Origin of the sequence: Paraburkholderia sp. MM6662-R1, from assembly GCF_050436245.1 — a bacterium.
GTDB lineage: Bacteria > Pseudomonadota > Gammaproteobacteria > Burkholderiales > Burkholderiaceae > Paraburkholderia > Paraburkholderia tuberum.
In genome coordinates, this window is record NZ_JBNDLV010000001.1 from 355861 (window position 1) to 374441 (window position 18581).

Consider the following 18581-nt stretch of genomic DNA (forward strand, 5'->3'; position numbering starts at 1 on the left):
AAAAAGGCCACGGTGTGGCCTTTTAAAAGCCCCTCGCTGCAAGCGCTTGCATTATTTTTAACATCGATGAAGGAGAAGGCGATGAGCGTGACTTACCTGAAGAAAGCAGCCAAGACGCCGGAAACCGAGACCGCGACGGCGCAACAGGTCGTCGGTGAAATGCTTGCGCAGATTCAGGCGCATGGCGAAGACGCCGCGCGTGCGTATGCGAAGAAACTCGATAACTGGGACGGTCCGATCATCGTCTGCGCCGATGAGATCGAACGGCGTGCGCTCGAAGTGCCCGCGCACGTGAAGGCCGATATCGATTTCGCCGCGCAACAGGTATTCGACTTCGCGCTCGCACAGCGGCGCTCGATTGGGGATTTCTCGGTCGAACTGTATCCAGGCGTGACGGCAGGGCAAAAAGTGGTGCCCGTCAACGTGGTCGGCTGTTATGCGCCTGCTGGCAGGTACGCGCATATCGCGTCGGCATACATGGGCGTTGCGACTGCCAAGGCAGCGGGCGTGAAGACGGTGATTGCCTGTTCGAGCCCGTTTCGCGGAGGCGGCATCCATCCGTATGTGCTGTATGCGTTCAAGGCGGCAGGCGCCGATGTCGTGATGACGCTGGGAGGCGTGCAGGCGATTGCGTCGATGGCGTATGGGCTTTTTACCGGCAAGCAGGCGGACGTTGTGGTGGGGCCGGGCAACAAGTTCGTCGCGGAGGCGAAGCGCGCGCTCTTTGGCAAGGTTGGGATCGACGTCTTCGCGGGGCCGTCGGAAGTTGCGGTGATCGCCGACGCCAGTGCCGACCCGGCGATGGTCGCGAGCGATCTGGTCGGCCAGGCCGAGCATGGCCACGAGTCGCCGGCATGGTTGTTCACGACGTCGAAGGCGCTCGCCGACGAGGTCATTGAGCGGGTTCCGCAACTCATCGATGCGTTGCCGCCGACCGCACGCGATGCCGCAGGCGCCGCGTGGCGCGACTACGGCGAAGTGATCCTGTGCGACACGCGAGAGGAAGTGGTGGACGTGTCTGACCGCTATGCATCGGAACACCTCGAAGTGCAGGCTGCCGATCTGGACTGGTGGCTCGAACATCTGACGTGCTACGGCTCGCTCTTTCTCGGCGAAGAAACGACGGTCGCATTCGGCGACAAGGCGAGCGGTCCGAATCACGTTCTGCCCACCAAGGGCGCAGCGCGCTATTCAGGGGGGCTCTCGGTGCACAAGTTCGTGAAGACGCTGACGTGGCAGCGCATGACGCGCGATGCGGCGAAGCGCATTGGCGAAGTGACGGCGCGTATCTCGCGGCTCGAAGGCATGGAAGCCCACGCCCGTACCGCTGACGACCGCTTGCAGAAGTACTTTCCCGACGAAGCATTCGTGCGTGGCGAACCGGTACAGGTATGAACGCCATCGGCATGTGCAATCGGTACGACGAAGGAGGACACCGTTGAATATCGCTCGACTATTCGACCTGAATGGCAGAACCGCGCTCGTGACCGGCGGCAACTCGGGCATCGGCGAAGCGATGGCGCGCGCGCTGGGCGGGGCGGGTGCGCGCGTCGTGCTGGTGGCGCGGCGAAGTGATGCGCTCGACGAAGCGGCAATGCGGCTGCGGGACGACGGAATTGATGCGCACATGCACGCATGCGATCTGAGCGACGCGCATGCGGCGCGCGCCTGCGCGCTCGATGCAGCGGCACAGCACGGCCAGATTGACATTCTCGTCAACGCGGCGGGCGTCAATCTGCGTCAACCATTCGATGAAGTGACGCCGCAAGCGTGGCAACAGCAGCTCGCACTGCATCTTGGCGCGCCGTTCTTCATGACGCAGGCGCTCGCACCCTCGATGAAGGCGCGCGGACATGGTCGCATCATCAACATCGCGTCGCTGCAGTCATACCGTGCATTCAACGATAGCGCGCCATACGGCGCGGCGAAGGGCGGTGTCGTGCAATTGACGCGTGCTATCGCGCAGGCGTGGTCACGCTACGGCATCACGTGCAACGCGATTGGGCCGGGCTTTTTCCCCACTGCGCTGACGGCTCCCGTTTTCAACGACGCGCGCGTCGCGGACATGCACGCGCAGAACACGTGCATCGGACGCAATGGACAACTCGACGATCTGTATGGCGTCACGGTGTTTCTTGCGAGTGACGCGTCCGCGTACGTCACGGGCCAGACCATCATGGTCGACGGCGGGTACACCGCGCGGTAGGCGGTAACGCAATTGCACGACGGAGAACGCTTGTGAAAGCACTTGTCTACACGCAGCCCAATGAGGTCCAGTTGCTGGATCGGCCCGAACCGCTGGCAGCCGACGGCGAGGTGATACTCAGGATCGATGCGGTCGGTATTTGCGGCTCCGATATGCATGCATTCCACGGCCACGATCCGCGACGCAAACCCGGCCTCATTCTCGGTCATGAGTTCGCCGGCACGATCGTGGAGACGCGCGCACCGCATCTGATGAAAGGCTTGCGCGTCACGGGCAATCCGTTGATCACCTGCGGGCACTGTGAATATTGTGTGCAGGGGCGCGACAATCTGTGCGCGAACCGGACGATGGTCGGCATGACGCGTCCGGGTGCATTTGCACAATATATGTCGTTGCCTGCGGGATGCGTTGTCGAAATTCCGCAGGAGATGCCCGCAACGCACGCCGCGGTGACCGAGCCGGCTGCTACGGCGCTGCATGCGCTGAATCTGTCGATGCGCGCGCTGCAAAGACCGTTGCCGGAAACCCGCGCGCTGGTCATTGGCGGCGGGGCGATTGGATTGCTGTCGGCGTTGCTACTGAAATCGTATGGCTGCCGGTCGGTGGAAATGGCGGAGGTCAATCCGCTGCGTCGACGATCGGCGGAGCAGCATGCGCAGTGCGAGACATGGGATCCGTTGGACGCGCCGGCGCCTGAAAGCCGGTTTGAGTTCGTGATCGATGCCGTGGGTGCAAAGCCGACACGCGCGCTCGCGTTATCGTCGGTGAAGCCTGGCGGCGTCGTGATGCACATCGGCCTCCAGGATTGGGCAAGCGAAATCGATATGCGCAAGCTGACGCTCGCTGAAATCACGCTGCTGGGTACGTACACCTATACGATGGCGGATCTTCGCGCGACGGTTTCGGCGTTGCACGAAGGCGCGTTCGGTTCGCTGGATTGGCTCGACGTGCGGCCGCTCGACGCCGGAAGCCAGGCGTTCGACGATTTGCAGAACGGCAGGACGGCGTCAGGGAAAGTCGTCCTGACGCCGGGCTTCTAAATTTAGTATCCCGTTCCGCTGATTCGCGAACAAAGTCTTTGTAGCTTGGCGAGGCTGGAATCAGCGGAGGCGGTCCACGTGAATGGTACCTACGCCATGGCGCGGGTAAGCGCCCGCCGTTTTGCAAGGGTCTCGTAAAGAGCGCGTACGCCGAATCGCCAGGGCGCGATTTCGGTTGACGACTGCACGGTGTTGACAAGTGCGCCGAGCTCCGGTGTTGCAATCGTCACCTTGTCCCCGAGGTGATGCGTGAAGCCGCTGCCCGGAGCATGCCGGTCTTCGATTGGAGAGAACATCGTGCCGAGGAACAGCATGAAGCCGTCTGGATACTGGTGATGCGGCCCGGCAGTCTGGGCCACAAGTTCCTCTGGGTCACGGCTGATCTCGCGCATGTGGCTCACGCCTTCGAGAATAAATCCGTCGTCCGCGCCTTCTATCCTGAGCGACACGCTGGCCGCCCGCACCGAGTCCATGGTGAAGCGTTCATCGAACAACCGAATAAAAGGACCGATCGCGCATGAGCCGTTGTTGTCTTTCGCTTTGCCGAGCAGCAACGCACTGCGGCCCTCGATGTCGCGGAGGTTGACGTCGTTGCCGAGGGTTGCGCCGACGATCGTTCCGCGGCTGTTTACCGCCAGCACAATTTCTGGCTCGGGATTGTTCCAGCGGGAGGCCGGGTGCAGCCCAACGTCCGCGCCGTAGCCGACCGCCGACATCGGTTGAGACTTGGTGAACACCTCTGCGTCCGGCCCAATGCCGACCTCCATATATTGCGACCATGCGCCGCGCCGTTCCAGTTCCCGCTTCAGACAGTCGGCAGCTGCCGTGCCGGGGCGAATCCTGGAGAGATCAGTGCCGATCAGTTGCGCGATCGTCGCCCGGACCATGTCGGCTTGAGTCGCGTCGCCGTTGGCCTGTTCTTCAATGACCCGTTCGAGCAGGCTCACGGCAAAGGTCACGCCGCATGCCTTGATGGCCTGAAGATCGCACGGCGCCAGCAATGCGCGGCCGATGTTCTCGACGGGACCGAGCGCCTCGCCCTCGACGTGATGCGCAAACTCGACGAGGTCCACGTGCTCGAACAGATCGGAGGTCGTCGGCGCCGACGCCGTGATGTCGAAGGCCTGACCGGCGCGAACAACGACGACCGACGGCCCGTCTATCGGCGCGTTTCGCCAGATGCGTCCCACCAGCAGGGCATCGGATAGGTCAGTAGGTACAAAATGCGGAAGATCGTTCGATATCATGGACGGCCTGGCTAGCGAGAGTTGGGAACCGCGAGGGAGATACGCTTCAAGCGAGCGATACGCGTCGCGGGTCGGCCGGCCGAAGCCTGCCTGGCAGCATCACGCGACTCAGTGCTTCCGCGAAGAAGAAATCGCCGAACATCGTCGCGCCATCGACGCCTTCATTGTGCGGCTTCGAATAGCAGGAATTCCTCAAAAGTCCCCGCTGCGCAGCTTCGTAGGCAAACTCGTCACGACATAGAGCTTCGAGCATCGCGAGTCCGTGTTCGCGCCAGCGAAGCGCATCAGCAGGGTCGGGATGCAGACGGCCCATCTCGATCAGCGCTGACGCCATCACCGCTGCTGCGGCAGTGTCCTTGATTTCCGCGTCCGCGCCAGTGGCGTCGAAATCCCACGGTGGCACAGCACGTCCATCGAGCCGGCGCAGATAGTACGCCGCTAGCCGCCCGGCAAGGTCTAGCCAGTTGCGCTTGCCGGTTTCACGCGCCGTGTTCACGTAGCCATAGACGGCCCACGCCTGGCCCCGGCTCCACGCCGATTCGTCGAATGCGCCTTGAAACGTGTAGCCGCGCTGGCGCGCACCGGTTGTCACGTCGTACTCCACCGCGTGATAAGTCGAATCGTCGGGGCGGATAAACGCCTTGGCGGTCATGACGGAGTGCGCTTCGGCGGCGAGGCGATAACTGCCGTCCCCGGAATGGTTCGCCGCCCAGTAAAGCAATGATAGATTAGCCATCGTGTCGATAGCCGAGGCGCTGCGTCCGCGCGGATCGTCAAGCGGACCCCAGGAAGCGAGATAGGCGCCGCTGCGCGTGGTGACAAGACGCGCGCGCAGTTTGTCCGCGGCTTCCATCGCAATGTGCGCGTACCACGAGTCGCGGGTGATTTCGTAGCCCGGGACGGCGCTGCTGTCGAAGATAAAGCCGATGTCGTGCGTGTTAGGATCCTGCGCGCGCTGCGCGACGAGACGCATGCGCTCGCGGGCCCACGAGAGGTATTTGTCGTTGCCGGTGTGCAAATACGACGTCAGCAAAAGTCCGACCCAGAACCCACAAAACCAATTGCCGTGGCTCCACGCTGAACCGCTGTAGCCTGCGGACAGCGACGCCGGAAGCCGGACCCACTTTCCGTCGGGCGCTGTGATCTGGGGGAATTCGACGCCGAGCGTCGGCTCGTCCTCTGCAACTTTGGTCGCAATGCGATCGAGGATATCGGTGAAGAGGGCGGACCGGTCAGAGGACAGTCCTTGGTCTTGGTACGAAGCATTCACGCCTTTGTCTCCTGATGATTTTCGCGTTTCCCGAGTGACGGGGGCACGCAAATTCTAGGAGCGCGGCGGTTCCAGCGGTTAGGACGAAGCGCGGCTTATATTGGACTTTCCTACGTCGCACCCGGACGCCTATCGTCCCACTGCTTCAAATGCTCAGTTTCTCCAGGCTGCGGCGGAAGTCGATTGGCGAGCGGCCCGTGTGCTTGCGGAAACATCGGCTGAAGTAGGCCGGGTCGTCGAAGGCAAGCTGTGTTGCGATCTCCGCCACATTGACCTCCGAATGCAGCAACAGACGCTTCGCTTCCAGCATCACGCGTTCACGAATCAGCTTGGCCGCCGTGCTGCCGAGCGCCTGGCGCGTCGCATCGTTCAGCGCGCGTTCTGTGACGTTCAGCAGGCATGCGTAGCGAGCGACGTCGTGGACCGTGGTGAAATGTTTTTCCAGCAGGCTTTTGAAGCGTCGCGACAACAGCACGCTACGCGACGAATTGACGTCGGTCACGGCGTCGCCGCCCAGGCGCACGGACTTGATTAGCAGAACGCGCAGATACGACCAGATGACGTCCTCGTAGCCTGCCTGTTCACCCTGATATTCCGCATCGATTCCATCCAGCACATGATGAAGGTCCTGAGCTTGTGCGTCGCTCATATAAACCGTGTTCGGAATTCGCTCGAAATCGTAGACCGGAATTTCCGTCTGCGAATGGCGGTTCTGCACCTTGAAGGCGAAAAATTCGGACGAGAAACTGATCGCGTGGCCGACTGTATCTTCGGACAACGCGAAGTCGTGGATCTGGCCCGGCGCCATGAAGAACAGCGTATTGGGCCGCACCTCGTAGCGAATCGAGTCGATGATGTGGTGACCGCTGCCCGACACGACCCAGACGATGTGATAGAACTCGTGCCGATGAGGATAGGGCAACGTCGATTTCATATCTTCGAGGGGTGCGAAATGAAAGTCGATCGACTTGATTCGCGACCCATATTCATAGTTGGCGATCTTGAAGACCGGCAACTGACAACCACAACCTCTAAGCATTTAATTTGTCTCCTGCATCCAGCTCACTCCTTGGCTAAATCAAGCGTGCTGTTTCTCCTTCGCCGGTCGGCATCGAACGTAGTGTAATTGTAAATAGCAAATCGGCGTGACGGCTGTTGTCGAAAACCCGCAAAGGTTTGGCCTCGCCTGCCGATTGTCAGATCATTGGAAACGCAACTCCTTCAGCGCCGACAGTCCGGTCAGCACCGGCTTGCCGTCCTGATTGCGAACCATGGTGTCCATCACGAGGATGCGCTTGGCGGGTTTCTTCTCGACTACGGTCACATGGATCCTGATCGTGTCGTCGATGAAGACGGGTCCGAGAAAGCGCAACTCCTGCCCGACGTAGACGAAGCCGGGACCGGTCAACCCGGTATGGGTCGTCGACACCAATGCCGCGGTCAGCAGGCCGTGCGCCACGCGCTGGCCGAATGGCGTGCGTGCCGCGAAGTGCTGATCCATGTGTAAGGGGTTGAGGTCGCCCGACAGATGGCCGAAAGCGTTCACGTCACTTTCCGCGATGGTACGCACGAGTACCTGGCAGCGGCCAATCTGGATATCGTCAAAGCGCAGCATCTCGTGGCACTGATTCAGATGAGTGTTCATGCAGTTCTCCGCCCGGTCAGCGCCGCGCCCGCTTCGACCAGCGTATCGATTTCGTCCGGCTCGTAGCCCAGTTCGGCGAGCACCTCGCGGGTGTGTTCGCCTTGCCGCGGCGGCTGACGGGTGAGCGGTGGTGCTGCGCCGTCGTATCGAACCGGATGCGCGAGCAAACGAATCGGCCCGGCCTGCGGATGCTCGACCTCCATGATGATGCGGTTGTGCGCCACTTGCGGGTCGGCCTCGACCTGACGGTAGTCGTTCACGGGCGCGTACCAGATGTCGTGCTCATCGAAGGTCGTCATCCAGTCGGCCGTCGTGCGCGCGGTCAGCGCGTCATAAACGATGCGGTTCAATTCGTCGCGGCGGCGCACGTTGTCCTTTGGGTGCGAAAACCCGGCCAGCACGGGCTGAGACAAGGCCGCCGCCAGCTTCTCAGTGGGCGTGAGCGAAACGGCGATCCAGCCGTCGAGAGTCCGGTAAACCCCATAGGGCGACGGATGGAACCGGCTGCCGGTCGGCGGGTTCGTGCGCGGCCAGAGTGGTCCCTTGTTCAGGTAGTAGGTGAACGGCTCGATCTGAAGATCGAGCGCCGCGTTGAGCAGGTTGCTTTCGACCAGCGTGCCTTTGCCGGTGCGTTCACGCGCCTGCAAGGCCGCGACCACGCCGAAGGCCGCCAACGCCGCCGCGTGCTGGTCGACGATCGCGGATCCGACTGGCGTGGGCGGGGAATCGGCCTCGCCGGAGAGCATCGTCATGCCACTGATGGCCTGCAGCAGCAGGTCCTGCCCTGGCCGCTTGAGATACGGTCCCGATGACCCGTAGCCGGTGCACGAACAGTACACGAGCCGCGGGTTGATCTCGCGGACATCGTCGTAACCGAAGCCCATGCGCTGCAGGACGCCTGGCCGGTAGTTTTCGATCAGGACATCGGCTTCCTTGATCAGCCGCCCGACGATCTCTCGCGCGCGCTCGTCGCGCAGATCCAGCGAGATGCTGCGCTGATTGCGGTTGCCGAGCAGAAAAAACATGCTCACACCTTCGACATACGCATCGAAGCCGGTCCAACTGCGCTCGAACGCGCCGCCCGGCGGTTCGATCTTGATCACGTCCGCGCCGACGTCGGCCAACATCTGCACGGCGGCGGGGCCCTGCAAGAAGTGAGTAAAACTTAACACCTTGATGCCTTCCAGCATGACTTGTCTCCCGAGCGCGTGTCCGTATCTGTTTGACTGAGGGTTCAGGCAAGCAGGTTTCGCGAGATGATCATTCTCTGAATCTCCGAGGTGCCCTCGACGATCTCCAGCACCTTGGCGTCGCCGAATGCGCGCGACACTGGGTACTCGCTCATCACGCCGTAACCGCCATGTATCTGCAACGCCTGATGAGCCGCCTCCATCGCGCGCTCGGTGGCGAAGAGCTTGGCCATCGACGCCTGCTGATCGAAGCGAACGCCTGCATCTTTGAGCGCGGCGGCATCGTAAAGCATCAGTCGCGCGGCGTGCGCGTGGGCCGCCATGTCAGCGATCTTGAACTGCAGCGACTGGAACTCGGCGATCGGCTTGCCGAATGCGCGCCGCTCCTTCATGTACGCGATCGACCGATCCAGTGAACCCTGCAGGATGCCTAGCGCGAGCGCGCCGATCAGGATTCGGCCCGTGCTGATCTGGGCGAGCGTCTGTCGCAAGCCCGCACCGCGTTCGCCGAGCAGGTTGGCGGCCGGGATCGTGCAGCGCTCGAAGAACAACTCGTAGGTGCTCGATGCGCGCCAGCCGATCTTGCGCAGTTTGCGTCCGTAGCTGAAACCGGGGGTGCCGTTGGGCACGATGAAGTTAGAAATTTCCTTGCGGCCGTCGGGGCGCGTTCCCGTTACCGCGGCGATGACGACCGGCCCGGTCACTTCCGTGCCGGAATTGCTAATGAAGGTCTTCGATCCATCGATGATGTATTGGTCGCCTTCCAGCGTCGCACGCGTCGCGATGTTGGCCGCGTCGGAACCCGCGTTGGGCTCCGATAATCCGATCGCGCCGACTTTGCGGCCGTCGAGGATAGGGCGCAAATAACGATCCTTTTGCTCATCGGTGCCATAGTTGGAAAGCAGGCTTGCGACCGTCGAATTGGCCATTAGAGAGTTGGCGATTGCGCAATCTACCCGTGCGAGTTCCTCTAACACGATTACATAGGAAAGCCATTCGCCACCGCCGCCACCCCAACTCTCCGGATAAGGCAGGCCGGCGAAGCCGAGCTCGCCGGCACGCTTCCAGATGTCGTAAGGAAAGGCTTCCGCTTCCCAAAGCTCTTCCGAGACAGGAGCGATTTCGTTTTCCGCGAAACGGCGCACGGCGTCGCGTATCGCGGTGTGTTGTTCGTTTAACCAATGCGGCATGTTCGACTCTGTGAAAAAGCGGGAGATGGGTTGAAGCCGGGGGCTGCGTTACAGCACCTTCAGATAGGTATCGCCAGATGCGACCAGCGTGCCGTCCTGGCGCGTGACGTCTGCTCTGAACACGCAAATGTTGCGATCGTCGTCCTTCTCGCGCAGCGTAAGCCGGGCGGTGACCGTGTCGCCGATGAATACCGGCGCATTGAACGTGATGTCGTAGCGATAAGAAACCGCACCGGGGCTCGGCGCCTTTTGTGCCATATAGCCCATCACGGTCGATAAGAAGCCGACCGACAGACATCCTTGCGCAATGCGCTTCTCGAAGCGCGTGGTTTTGGCGAATTCCTCGTTCAAATGCACCGCATAGAAATCGCCGACGATCCCGGCGAAGCCGTAGATATCGAATTCAGTTACGGTCTTGGCGAAATCGGCAGTGTCGCCGACCGCGTAACAATCCATGTGCGGGCGTTTGGCCATGGTGGTTCTGGAAGTGAGAGTCGGTTGCGGAGCCGGCCTGTTCTTTGTTGATTGGGGCCGGCGGGTGTGACTCAAATTTAATGAGTGCGGGTTGCTGACCGTTAGGACGGTTTGGGCGAATGCTTGGACTTTTTTGACTGCATGCGCCGGATAAATCGCCAGGCAGTCTGGCAAACGCGTGCTATCGAAGACGCCGTAAAAAAGTACAAGAAATCGGGCGGCGGGTCCTAACGCCCGTTGCGTGCACTCACGAATACTTGGAGCGCCTGCAGACGGATCGGCCTGACGCGGCGCGAAAATTACATTCCAGTACGGAAGGAGACGAAATGAAATCATTCTTCAGCGCGCGCCGCGCATGGCGCACCATGATGGTGGGTACGCTGCTCGCAGCGGGCGTCGTTGTCGCCAGCGTTGCCCGTGCGGACGAGCCGATCGTCATGAAGCTGGGCCACACCCTCGCCCCGGACAACCACTATCAGCTGACTGCCCAGGTGTTCGCGAAGGAGGTCGCGCAGCGAACCCACGGCAAGGTCAAGATCGAAATCTTTCCGCAGTCACAGCTCGGCGGCGAAGTGCAGATGGCGCAAGCGCTGCGCACCGGCACCCAGGAGCTCATGATTTCCGCACAGGCGCCGATCGGAAACACGATCAAGCAGTGGCAGATCTTCGATACGCCTTATCTCTTCAGCAGCATCGACGACGCCAACCGGGTTCTGCAAGGACCGGTCGGCCGCAAGTTCCTCGACATGATGCCGGCGGTCAACATGATCGGCTTGACGTGGCTGTCGGTGGGCGAACGCAATTTGTTCACGGCTAAAAAGCCCGTCGGCTCGCTCGATGACATGAAGGATATGAAAGTTCGAGTGATGCAGAGTCGCGGCTATATCGCGGGCTATAAGGCACTGGGCGCAAATCCGACGCCGCTGCCTTATAACCAGTTATTTCTGGCGCTTTCGCAAGGCCTGGTCGACGGCGGCGATACGTCACCGGAGCAGTTCATCCAGGACAAATTTTCCGATGTCGCGAAGCATTACTACCTGACCCACGTGAACTACCTGCCCGTGGTGCTGGCAATCAGCAAGAGCGCCTGGACGCGTCTTTCGCCTGACGAGCAGCAGGCGTTTCATGCCGCTGCCGCCGTCGCCGCGGACTATGACATGAAAGAATACAAGCACGAGTACGACGACGCGCTCGCAACGATGAAGAAGAATGGCACCCAGGTGACCGAGATAAACACGGTGCCGTGGGCCGCCGCGACCGCAAGGGCGCGCGAGGGCCTGCTCAGCGACATTCCCGATGGCCAGGCGCTTTATCAGGAAATCAAGGCGGCCGACAAGTCCGCTGTCGCTTCGAAATGAAGGGAGAGTGCCATGGAAAAGCTTGCCCGTAATCTCCTGTTTATCGATGAGCTGGTCCTGAAGATCACGCTGTTCCTATGCGGTGGACTACTTCTCATGATGGTGTTCGTCGCTGGCCTCGGGGTGGTCTTCCGCTTCATCCTGCACAACTCGCTGTCGTGGTCCGACGAGTTCGCGGCTTATCTGTTCGTGTGGCTCACGTGCCTCGGTGCGGCGGCAGGAGCCAAGCTGCGGGTTCATCCGGAGGTGCGGGTACTGGCCGACCGTTGTCCGCCCGCCTTCGCGCAGACACTGGCGGACCTTACCGACTGCGTAGTCCTCGCGCTCGGCGTGGTCTTCCTTATGTACGGTGGCGACATGCTGGAGCTGATGGGCACCGAAACTGCGACCTCTCTGCCGATCTCAATGGTGTACCCATATCTCTCGATTCCCGTCTGCGGCGCGTTGCTGGTCTTTCATTCCGCGGTGCGAATCGCGGTTTCTCATCTCGCGCCCGGCGCGCAAACGAGGCAGTCTCTGTTGCAGGGCGTCTCCGAACATATCTGAGGTGAATCAACATGTGGGCACTCGCTCTAGGCGCCGGGTTCCTCGGCTTGGGTGTACCGGTGGCCATTTGCATCGGCATTGCGGCGACGATTGCATTGACGCTGAATGGAACCCCGCTGCTGGTGATTCCGCAGCAGCTGTTTTCGAACCTGAATAACGTCGGCCTGCTGGCCATCCCGTTCTTCATGTTGACAGGCGCAATCATGGATGCGGGCGGCGTCTCGCGCCGGATCATCGACTTTTCGCAGGCGCTTGTCGGCTTCATGCGCGGCGGCATCGGACAGGTGACGATCGTTGCGAGTATGTTCTTCGCCGACCTCTCCGGTTCGGCGACTGCGGATACCGCAGCGATCGGCTCGGTCATGATCCCCGGGATGGTCAAGCAGGGATATTCACGCGCGTTCGCAGTCGCGCTGCAGTCGGCAGCGGGCTCACTCGGATTGCTGTCGCCCGTGTCGATGAGCATGCTGGTGTACGCCTACACCGCCAACGTTTCGGTCGGAACGATGTTCGTCGCGGGGATAGTGCCGATGCTGCTGGTGGTCGTTTCCTTCATGCTCGTGAACTACCTGACTGCCGTGCGCCAGAACTATACGGCGGTCGAAGCGTTTTCCGCCAGGCGGCTGTGGACGACTTTCAGACAGGCGATCTGGGCATTGCTGACGCCCGTGATCATTCTGGGCGGGATCCTTGGCGGCGTCTTCACGCCGGTAGAAGCAGGCGTCGTCGCGGCGTTCTATGTGACGCTGGTGAGCGCCTTCATCTTCAAGTCGCTCAAGCTGTCGCAGTTCGGGGAAATACTCACGCGCACGGCCATCAATACCACGCGGGTATCGTTTCTTCTCGGGCTCGCGTTCGTGCTCGGCCGTTATCTGATTGAGGCGCAAATTCCGTTACACGTCGCCAACAGCTTCCTGGCCGTGACGACCAGCGCGTTCGTGTTGCTGATCCTGATCAATCTCTTCCTGCTGGTAGCCCATACCGTACTCGAAACGATCTCGAGTATTGCGGTGGTGATCCCTGTGTTCCTGCCGCTCGTCGTGCAAATGCATATCGACCCGGTGGTGTTCGGCGTCATCGTACTGGTCAACTCAGCCATCGGCATCAACCTGCCGCCGATCGGTTTTTGCCTCTTTACGGCTGCGTCCATCGGCGGCGTGTCCGTCGAAAAAGCGACTCGGGCGATCCTGCCGTTCATCTTCGCGCTGGCGGTCGACCTGCTGCTGATCATCGTCTTCCCGCATATCCCACGTTTCCTGCCGAACTTGCTGGCAATCAAATAACACGAGAACGGAGGCTCATCATGAACACGACTCACGTCGAGCGAAGCGGCGCGGCGCCGGTCCCGCTGGCCGCATTCGAGGACCTGAAGTACCTGAAGCTCGAACAACCACTTCGCTTCGTCTGGTTGATCACGTTGAATCATCACGACAAGCGCAATGCGCTGTGTGTGCCGCTGCTGGTGGAACTGGCGCGCGTGCTCGCGGCAGCCGAAGTCAGCGACGAAGTCAGGGCTGTCGTGCTCACCGGCGGCGAGGGTTTCTTCAGCGCCGGTGCGGATATTGCCGACATGGCGGCACGCGGGGTCGCAGCGTATGCGGACCCGGTGCGCCTCGCGAGCTGGAAGGCGATTGAAACCTTTCCGAAGCCGCTGATCGCCGCGGTCAACGGCTTCGCCATCGGTGGTGGCCACGAGCTGGTGATGCTGGCCGATATCGTCGTCGCGGCGGACGACGCGACCTTCTCGCAGCGAGAGATCGTCATCGGCGCCCTTCCGGGCGATGGCGCGACCCAGCGCCTGCCGCAGGTGCTCGGCAAGACACTGGCGATGAAACTCGTGCTTACCGGCGAGCCGCTGACGGCAGCCGAGGCCGAGCGCCACGGACTTGTGACCGAGGTCGTCGCGCCGGCACGCAGCATCGCACGCGCCGTCGAGATCGCGTCGCTGATCGCCGCCCGCGCGCCGCTCGCGGTCCGACTGGCCAAGCGCGCCGTGCTCGATTCGTTCGAGACCAACCTTCAACAAGGCCTGCAGTGCGAGCATCAGGCGAATCTCGACGTGTTCAAGACCGAGGATCGCGCCGAAGGCCACCGCGCATTCGTCGAAAAGCGGCCGCCGCGCTTCAAAGGTCGCTGACCATTGGTGCCTCGCGCATGCGCCTCTCGACGCGATCGGCAACGCTTTCCTTTAGTTCTGACCGGCATCGATGCAGATATCCACGCCGCGGTCTTCCGAATGTTCAGGGCGAACGCGGAGTTCAGTAGAACCCTGTTCCACCTCACCCCGACAGCCGGACTCACGACGTAACGGAGATTATATGAACGGGCTGAATGGTATCCGCATTCTCAGCTTCAATCATTTTCTGATGGGGCCTTTGGGCGTGCAGCACCTCGCCGATTGCGGGGCCGACGTCATATCGGTCGAACCCGTCGACGGCGCATTTCAGCGCAAGTGGGGCGGCGCGAACCGCGCCATCGATGGGCAGACGATGCTGCTTTTGATGGGTAATCGCAATAAGCGCAGTCTGGCTTTGAATCTCAAGGACCCGCGGGCGATCGATATCGTCATGAGCTTGCTGCCTCAAGTCGACGTGGTCGCCGAGAATTACCGTCCCGGTGTGATGGAACAGCTGGGATTGGGTTACGAGGCACTAAAGACAGTCAAGCCGGACATCATCTATGCGTCCGGCTCGGGATTCGGTCCGGATGGACCCTATGCCAGCCGGCCGGGGCAGGACCTGATCATTCAGGCCATGTCGGGTATCGCGACAATCACCGGAAGCCGGGAGGACGGTCCACGCGCGGTGGGCGTGTCTGTCGTGGATCATCACGGCGCTGCGCTGTATGCGAACGGTATCCTGACGGCACTGCTCAACCGCGAGCGTACGGGCGAGGGCTGCCGGGTCGACGTAAGCTTGCTGGCGGCTGCGCTCGATTTGCAACAGGAGTCTCTCACGTGTTTTCTGAACGGCGACGGCCATGACGACGTGCGACAGGCGGGGCGTGTATCAGGTTGGTACTTCCCCGCACCGTACGGCATATATGCCACTGCGGACGGTTTCATCGCATTGTCGCTGAGTCCTCTCGACATCATCTATCAGATCCTCGAGATCCCGGAAAAGAAACGGATTCCCGCGAAGCGCGCATTCGACGAGCAGCAGGAAATCTCCGACCGGCTTGCGCGCCGGCTTGCGCAGGACACGACGGCACACTGGTTGCCACTATTCGAACGGCATCATGTCTGGCACACGCGCGTCAACGACTATGCGCAGGTGGTCGCCGATCCGCAGGTGCGCCACTTGAAGAGCTTCGAGACAGTCGAGGGTGCAACCGGCACCCCAGTGACGCTCGTCAATCACCCGGTGCGCTACGACGGCAGCGCGCCAGCTATCCGTATGCCGCCGCCACGGTTGGGCGCGCACACGATCGACATCTTGTCAGGGGTGGGAATGAACCGGCCGATGATCGACTCGCTGCTGGCGGACGGCGTAATCGGCGTTGCCGAGGACGCCGAGGCCGTTGCGGCGGCCGCGGCAAAAGGCGGAGTCGCGTGAAGCGGGGTTGAAGCCAGCCATGCGGCGAGCGTGCCGTACGCGTCGATGAAAACAGGGGAAGCAGGCATGAGTGACAGGTGCAGGGAAGTCAGTACGGATGTGCTGGTCGTTGGCAGCGGCGGCGCTGCGCTGCGGGCCGCGCTCGAGGCGGATTCCAGCGGCGCTGACGTGCTGGTCGTGATCAAAGGGGAATTTCGCAAAAGCGGCGCGACGTTTCATAGCGTAGCTGAAGTAGGCGCCTTCAATGTGCCGGACGGAGCAGGGGATCACAGCGATAATCCTGATGTTTTTCTCGCCGATATCCTGCACGCCGCTCAAGGCATGGCGGACCCGCGCTTGAGCGCGATTCTCGCGAACGAAGCGCATGAGTCTCTGCGCTACCTCGAACGATACGGCGTAAAGTTTGAGCGCGAGGACAACCACTACCTGGTTTTTCGCGCATGCTTTTCTTCCAAACCGCGCTCGCATGTGATTCATGAGCACTTCAAACCAATCGTGAAATCGCTGGGGACCGAAGCGTCCCGGCGCGGCATCAAGGTCATGGACCGGTTGATGATCGTCGACCTGCTGTCGCAGGACGGCGAATGTCTCGGCGCATACGCGATCGATTCGGATGGAAACCCGATGCTGATCCGTGCCAAGTCGACGATTCTTACCACTGGGGGTGCAAGTCAGCTGTTCGCCCAAAACCTGTATCCATCGGACATTACCGGCGACGGCTATGCAATGGCTTATCGCGCGGGCGCGCGACTGGTCAACATGGAGTTCATGCAGGCCGGTGTGAGCGTGCTGACGCCTTTCGTCAACCTGTTCGGCAACTACCTGTGGGACGCGCACCCGAATCTCACCGACCGCGATGGCAGGGCGTTCGTCCCTGACTATCTGCCGACGGGGCTGGCTCAGGAAGACGTCATTCGGCAAAAAGAGCGGCACTTTCCGTTCAGCTCGAGCGACATCTCACGCTACGTCGAAATTTCGATTCAGAAGGCACTCAACGATGGCCGCGGCACGGCTGAAGGAGGCGTGTTTCTCGACTTCGCCGGATGCGATCTCGAATCGATACTGGCCGACAAGAGCCGCAGCATTGCAAGGATGTGGCCGCTAACCTGCCAATGGTATAAGGAGCACGGCGTCGACCTTTATCGGGACCGAGTGCAGATCACCTGTTCCGCGCATGCGATCAACGGCGGTTTATATATAGACGAAAACGCACAGTCCAATCTGAAGGGTCTGTTCGCTGCGGGTGAGGTGGCAGCGGGTCCACATGGCGCAGACCGTCTCGGCGGCAATATGGCCCTGACGTGCCAGGTCTTCGGCCGCCGGGCGGGCCTCGCCGCGGCCGAACGCGCGAAAAAGATGACGCACCGCGCGATGACCGGGGCCTTGGACGACAATCGCACGGTCGCCACGCAATTCCGCCGAAATGGCAGGCACACGCTGGACGAACTGAAAGCACGGATTCAGCAGTGTGCAAACCGGTATTTGCTGATCGTGCGCGAGGAAGCCGGGCTTCGGACCTTCAGGCGTGTCTGCAGGGAGACGCGAAACCAGTTGTTTCACGACACGGTGATCGGCACGCCGGCTGAGCTCATGCGGGGCATCGAATTGGCGAACTTGATCCAGGTCGGTGAATTGATGGCTTCGGCGTCGCTTGTCAGGCGCGAGAGCCGGGGTGGTCATTACCGCGAAGACTTTCCCGAGCGTAACGCGGACTTCGCCTGCAACATATTCCTCGAGCGCAACGTGCCTGAAGGTCTGTGGTTAGGGCGGCTGGCGGATCTGTCGTCGTGAGTCGGTAGCGAGCTAATCACCTTGCGCGGTTCGATCAGGGGGTCTGAACTGGTCGAGCGTTTCGACGCCGCCCGAGGTCAACCGCACGATACGTTCCGTGCGCAAACCGCCGACGTTCGGCACCGTGATGGTCGCCTTCATGGTAAAGACCATGTTTTCCTGCAGCACGGTCCTGTTGCCCGGCCCGATCCACGGCGCTTCTTCTTCCGGGTCCATGCCGGTGCCGTGACCGGTGCCAGGGCCGCGCGCTTCGCTCGGATTCGCCGGACCGTAGGTGAAACCGCGTCCGCCATCGGCCACGTACCCACGATAACGCGCACCGATGTCGGTCATGATCCGGCGACGGGGTTGCTGAGCCTGGTGTGCGCGTTTTTCCTCGCCGAGACTTTCAAGCGGGATCTGTCCGCGGAGCCGGAAGATGAAGCGGCCACCGCGCTGGGTGCGCATGCGTGCTCGCATTCGCCGCGTCCTTTGTCGCGCTGAGCGCTGGTGTTCTCCATCGCATTGCTCCGTCGTTACGATGGCTACACCTTCGCACCGCGTACGTGCGTTCAAGACCGGAAGCGCTGAGGATGGTGACCGCCAGTACCTGTCGCGTGGACTCTTTCCAGCTGACTCTGATCGTGGTTCTTGGCAGCACACTCGGCGGAAAAGCTCTCCAGAACGCCACGAAGTGAGTAGATGTTTTTGATGTTCATCAACGTTGTCGCGACCTGACGCGGGTTTCAGCCGATGCCGCGGTTCTATGTTTAGTTCGATTGACACCAACCGGCTCGACGTACCCGACAGCGACGCCGTGGCCCACGTTGCCGAGCCCATTTATGCGGCTCTCGCGCGCGGCGTGCAGCGGGAGCTCGCGGGCGATCCCTATCACGGTCGAGGACGGCGTGGCGACGCTGGGCAGCACGATGTGGTTGCTGCGCGACCGGCGTGCGGCGCGTGGTCGGCAGGCCGGTTGTCGAATGAGCCGGAGCGCTGGGCACGTTCAGGGCAATCCCCACATTGTTGACGTGTATCAATCGGGTGGCTGCCGGGACGCGCACGATGATCCCGTCCGTGCGCAATAGCGC

At 61.4% G+C, this 18581-nt stretch carries 17 protein-coding genes; 9 read left to right on the forward strand and 8 right to left on the reverse strand.

Annotated elements, in window-relative coordinates; translation table 11 throughout:
- The first annotated feature begins 81 nt into the window (after window positions 1-81).
- Genes hisD through OKW39_RS01605 form a run of 3 tightly spaced genes read left to right on the forward strand, consistent with a single transcriptional unit; the run spans window position 82 to window position 3246 of the window.
- Entirely contained in the window at window positions 82-1395 is a 1314-nt protein-coding gene (gene hisD, locus OKW39_RS01595; protein WP_090805781.1) for a histidinol dehydrogenase, read from the forward strand.
- A 43-nt stretch (window positions 1396-1438) separates the two neighbouring features.
- The gene (locus tag OKW39_RS01600) at window positions 1439-2206 is read left to right on the forward strand and encodes an SDR family NAD(P)-dependent oxidoreductase (RefSeq protein ID WP_090804981.1); all 768 of its coding nucleotides are present in this window, start codon (window positions 1439-1441) and stop codon (window positions 2204-2206) included.
- Between the two features lie 32 nt (window positions 2207-2238).
- On the forward strand, window positions 2239-3246 hold the full coding sequence (locus OKW39_RS01605) for a galactitol-1-phosphate 5-dehydrogenase (RefSeq protein WP_184066475.1): 1008 nt from the start codon (window positions 2239-2241) through the stop codon (window positions 3244-3246).
- Window positions 3247-3335: 89 nt separating this feature from the next.
- On the opposite strand, the gene OKW39_RS01610 is transcribed toward OKW39_RS01605, so the two are convergent.
- The 7 genes from OKW39_RS01610 to OKW39_RS01640 all read right to left on the reverse strand — a co-directional run bounded on the left by OKW39_RS01610 (window position 3336) and on the right by OKW39_RS01640 (window position 10598).
- Complete coding sequence (locus tag OKW39_RS01610; protein WP_429336544.1) at window positions 3336-4493, reverse strand: fumarylacetoacetate hydrolase family protein; 1158 nt, start codon at window positions 4491-4493, stop codon at window positions 3336-3338.
- Window positions 4494-4539: 46 nt separating this feature from the next.
- Window positions 4540-5763, reverse strand: coding sequence for a glycoside hydrolase family 88 protein (locus OKW39_RS01615; RefSeq protein ID WP_429561896.1), 1224 nt, complete (start codon window positions 5761-5763; stop codon window positions 4540-4542).
- Between the two features lie 145 nt (window positions 5764-5908).
- Window positions 5909-6802, reverse strand: coding sequence for a helix-turn-helix domain-containing protein (locus OKW39_RS01620; protein ID WP_429561897.1), 894 nt, complete (start codon window positions 6800-6802; stop codon window positions 5909-5911).
- A 162-nt stretch (window positions 6803-6964) separates the two neighbouring features.
- Window positions 6965-7408: a MaoC family dehydratase gene (locus OKW39_RS01625; protein ID WP_429361101.1), complete on the reverse strand. Its 444-nt coding sequence runs from the start codon at window positions 7406-7408 to the stop codon at window positions 6965-6967.
- Entirely contained in the window at window positions 7405-8598 is a 1194-nt protein-coding gene (locus OKW39_RS01630; protein WP_429561898.1) for a CaiB/BaiF CoA transferase family protein, read from the reverse strand. The genes OKW39_RS01625 and OKW39_RS01630 overlap by 4 nt, the downstream gene beginning before the upstream one ends.
- Window positions 8599-8642: 44 nt before the next feature.
- Window positions 8643-9788 (reverse strand): acyl-CoA dehydrogenase family protein, encoded by a 1146-nt coding sequence (locus OKW39_RS01635; RefSeq protein WP_429336540.1) that lies wholly within the window; start codon window positions 9786-9788, stop codon window positions 8643-8645.
- A 48-nt stretch (window positions 9789-9836) separates the two neighbouring features.
- Window positions 9837-10598: a MaoC family dehydratase gene (locus OKW39_RS01640; protein ID WP_429561899.1), complete on the reverse strand. Its 762-nt coding sequence runs from the start codon at window positions 10596-10598 to the stop codon at window positions 9837-9839.
- Between OKW39_RS01640 and OKW39_RS01645 the strand changes: the two genes are divergently transcribed.
- The 6 genes from OKW39_RS01645 to OKW39_RS01670 all read left to right on the forward strand — a co-directional run bounded on the left by OKW39_RS01645 (window position 10589) and on the right by OKW39_RS01670 (window position 17511).
- The gene (locus tag OKW39_RS01645) at window positions 10589-11620 is read left to right on the forward strand and encodes a TRAP transporter substrate-binding protein (RefSeq protein ID WP_429561900.1); all 1032 of its coding nucleotides are present in this window, start codon (window positions 10589-10591) and stop codon (window positions 11618-11620) included. The two genes, OKW39_RS01640 and OKW39_RS01645, sit on opposite strands and share 10 nt — an antisense overlap.
- Before the next feature lie 12 nt (window positions 11621-11632).
- Complete coding sequence (locus tag OKW39_RS01650; RefSeq protein ID WP_429561901.1) at window positions 11633-12166, forward strand: TRAP transporter small permease; 534 nt, start codon at window positions 11633-11635, stop codon at window positions 12164-12166.
- Window positions 12167-12177: 11 nt separating this feature from the next.
- Window positions 12178-13449, forward strand: a complete 1272-nt coding sequence (locus OKW39_RS01655; protein WP_090804962.1) for a TRAP transporter large permease — start codon at window positions 12178-12180, stop codon at window positions 13447-13449.
- Between the two features lie 20 nt (window positions 13450-13469).
- On the forward strand, window positions 13470-14303 hold the full coding sequence (locus tag OKW39_RS01660; RefSeq protein WP_429561902.1) for an enoyl-CoA hydratase-related protein: 834 nt from the start codon (window positions 13470-13472) through the stop codon (window positions 14301-14303).
- A 70-nt stretch (window positions 14304-14373) separates the two neighbouring features.
- Window positions 14374-15720, forward strand: coding sequence for a CaiB/BaiF CoA transferase family protein (locus OKW39_RS01665; RefSeq protein ID WP_429561903.1), 1347 nt, complete (start codon window positions 14374-14376; stop codon window positions 15718-15720).
- Between the two features lie 66 nt (window positions 15721-15786).
- Window positions 15787-17511 carry an FAD-binding protein gene (locus tag OKW39_RS01670; protein WP_429561904.1) on the forward strand — a complete coding sequence of 575 codons (1725 nt, stop codon included), beginning with the start codon at window positions 15787-15789 and terminating at the stop codon, window positions 17509-17511.
- Window positions 17512-17523: 12 nt separating this feature from the next.
- On the opposite strand, the gene OKW39_RS01675 is transcribed toward OKW39_RS01670, so the two are convergent.
- Window positions 17524-17970 (reverse strand): M24 family metallopeptidase, encoded by a 447-nt coding sequence (locus tag OKW39_RS01675; protein ID WP_429561905.1) that lies wholly within the window; start codon window positions 17968-17970, stop codon window positions 17524-17526.
- Window positions 17971-18581 lie beyond the last annotated feature (611 nt).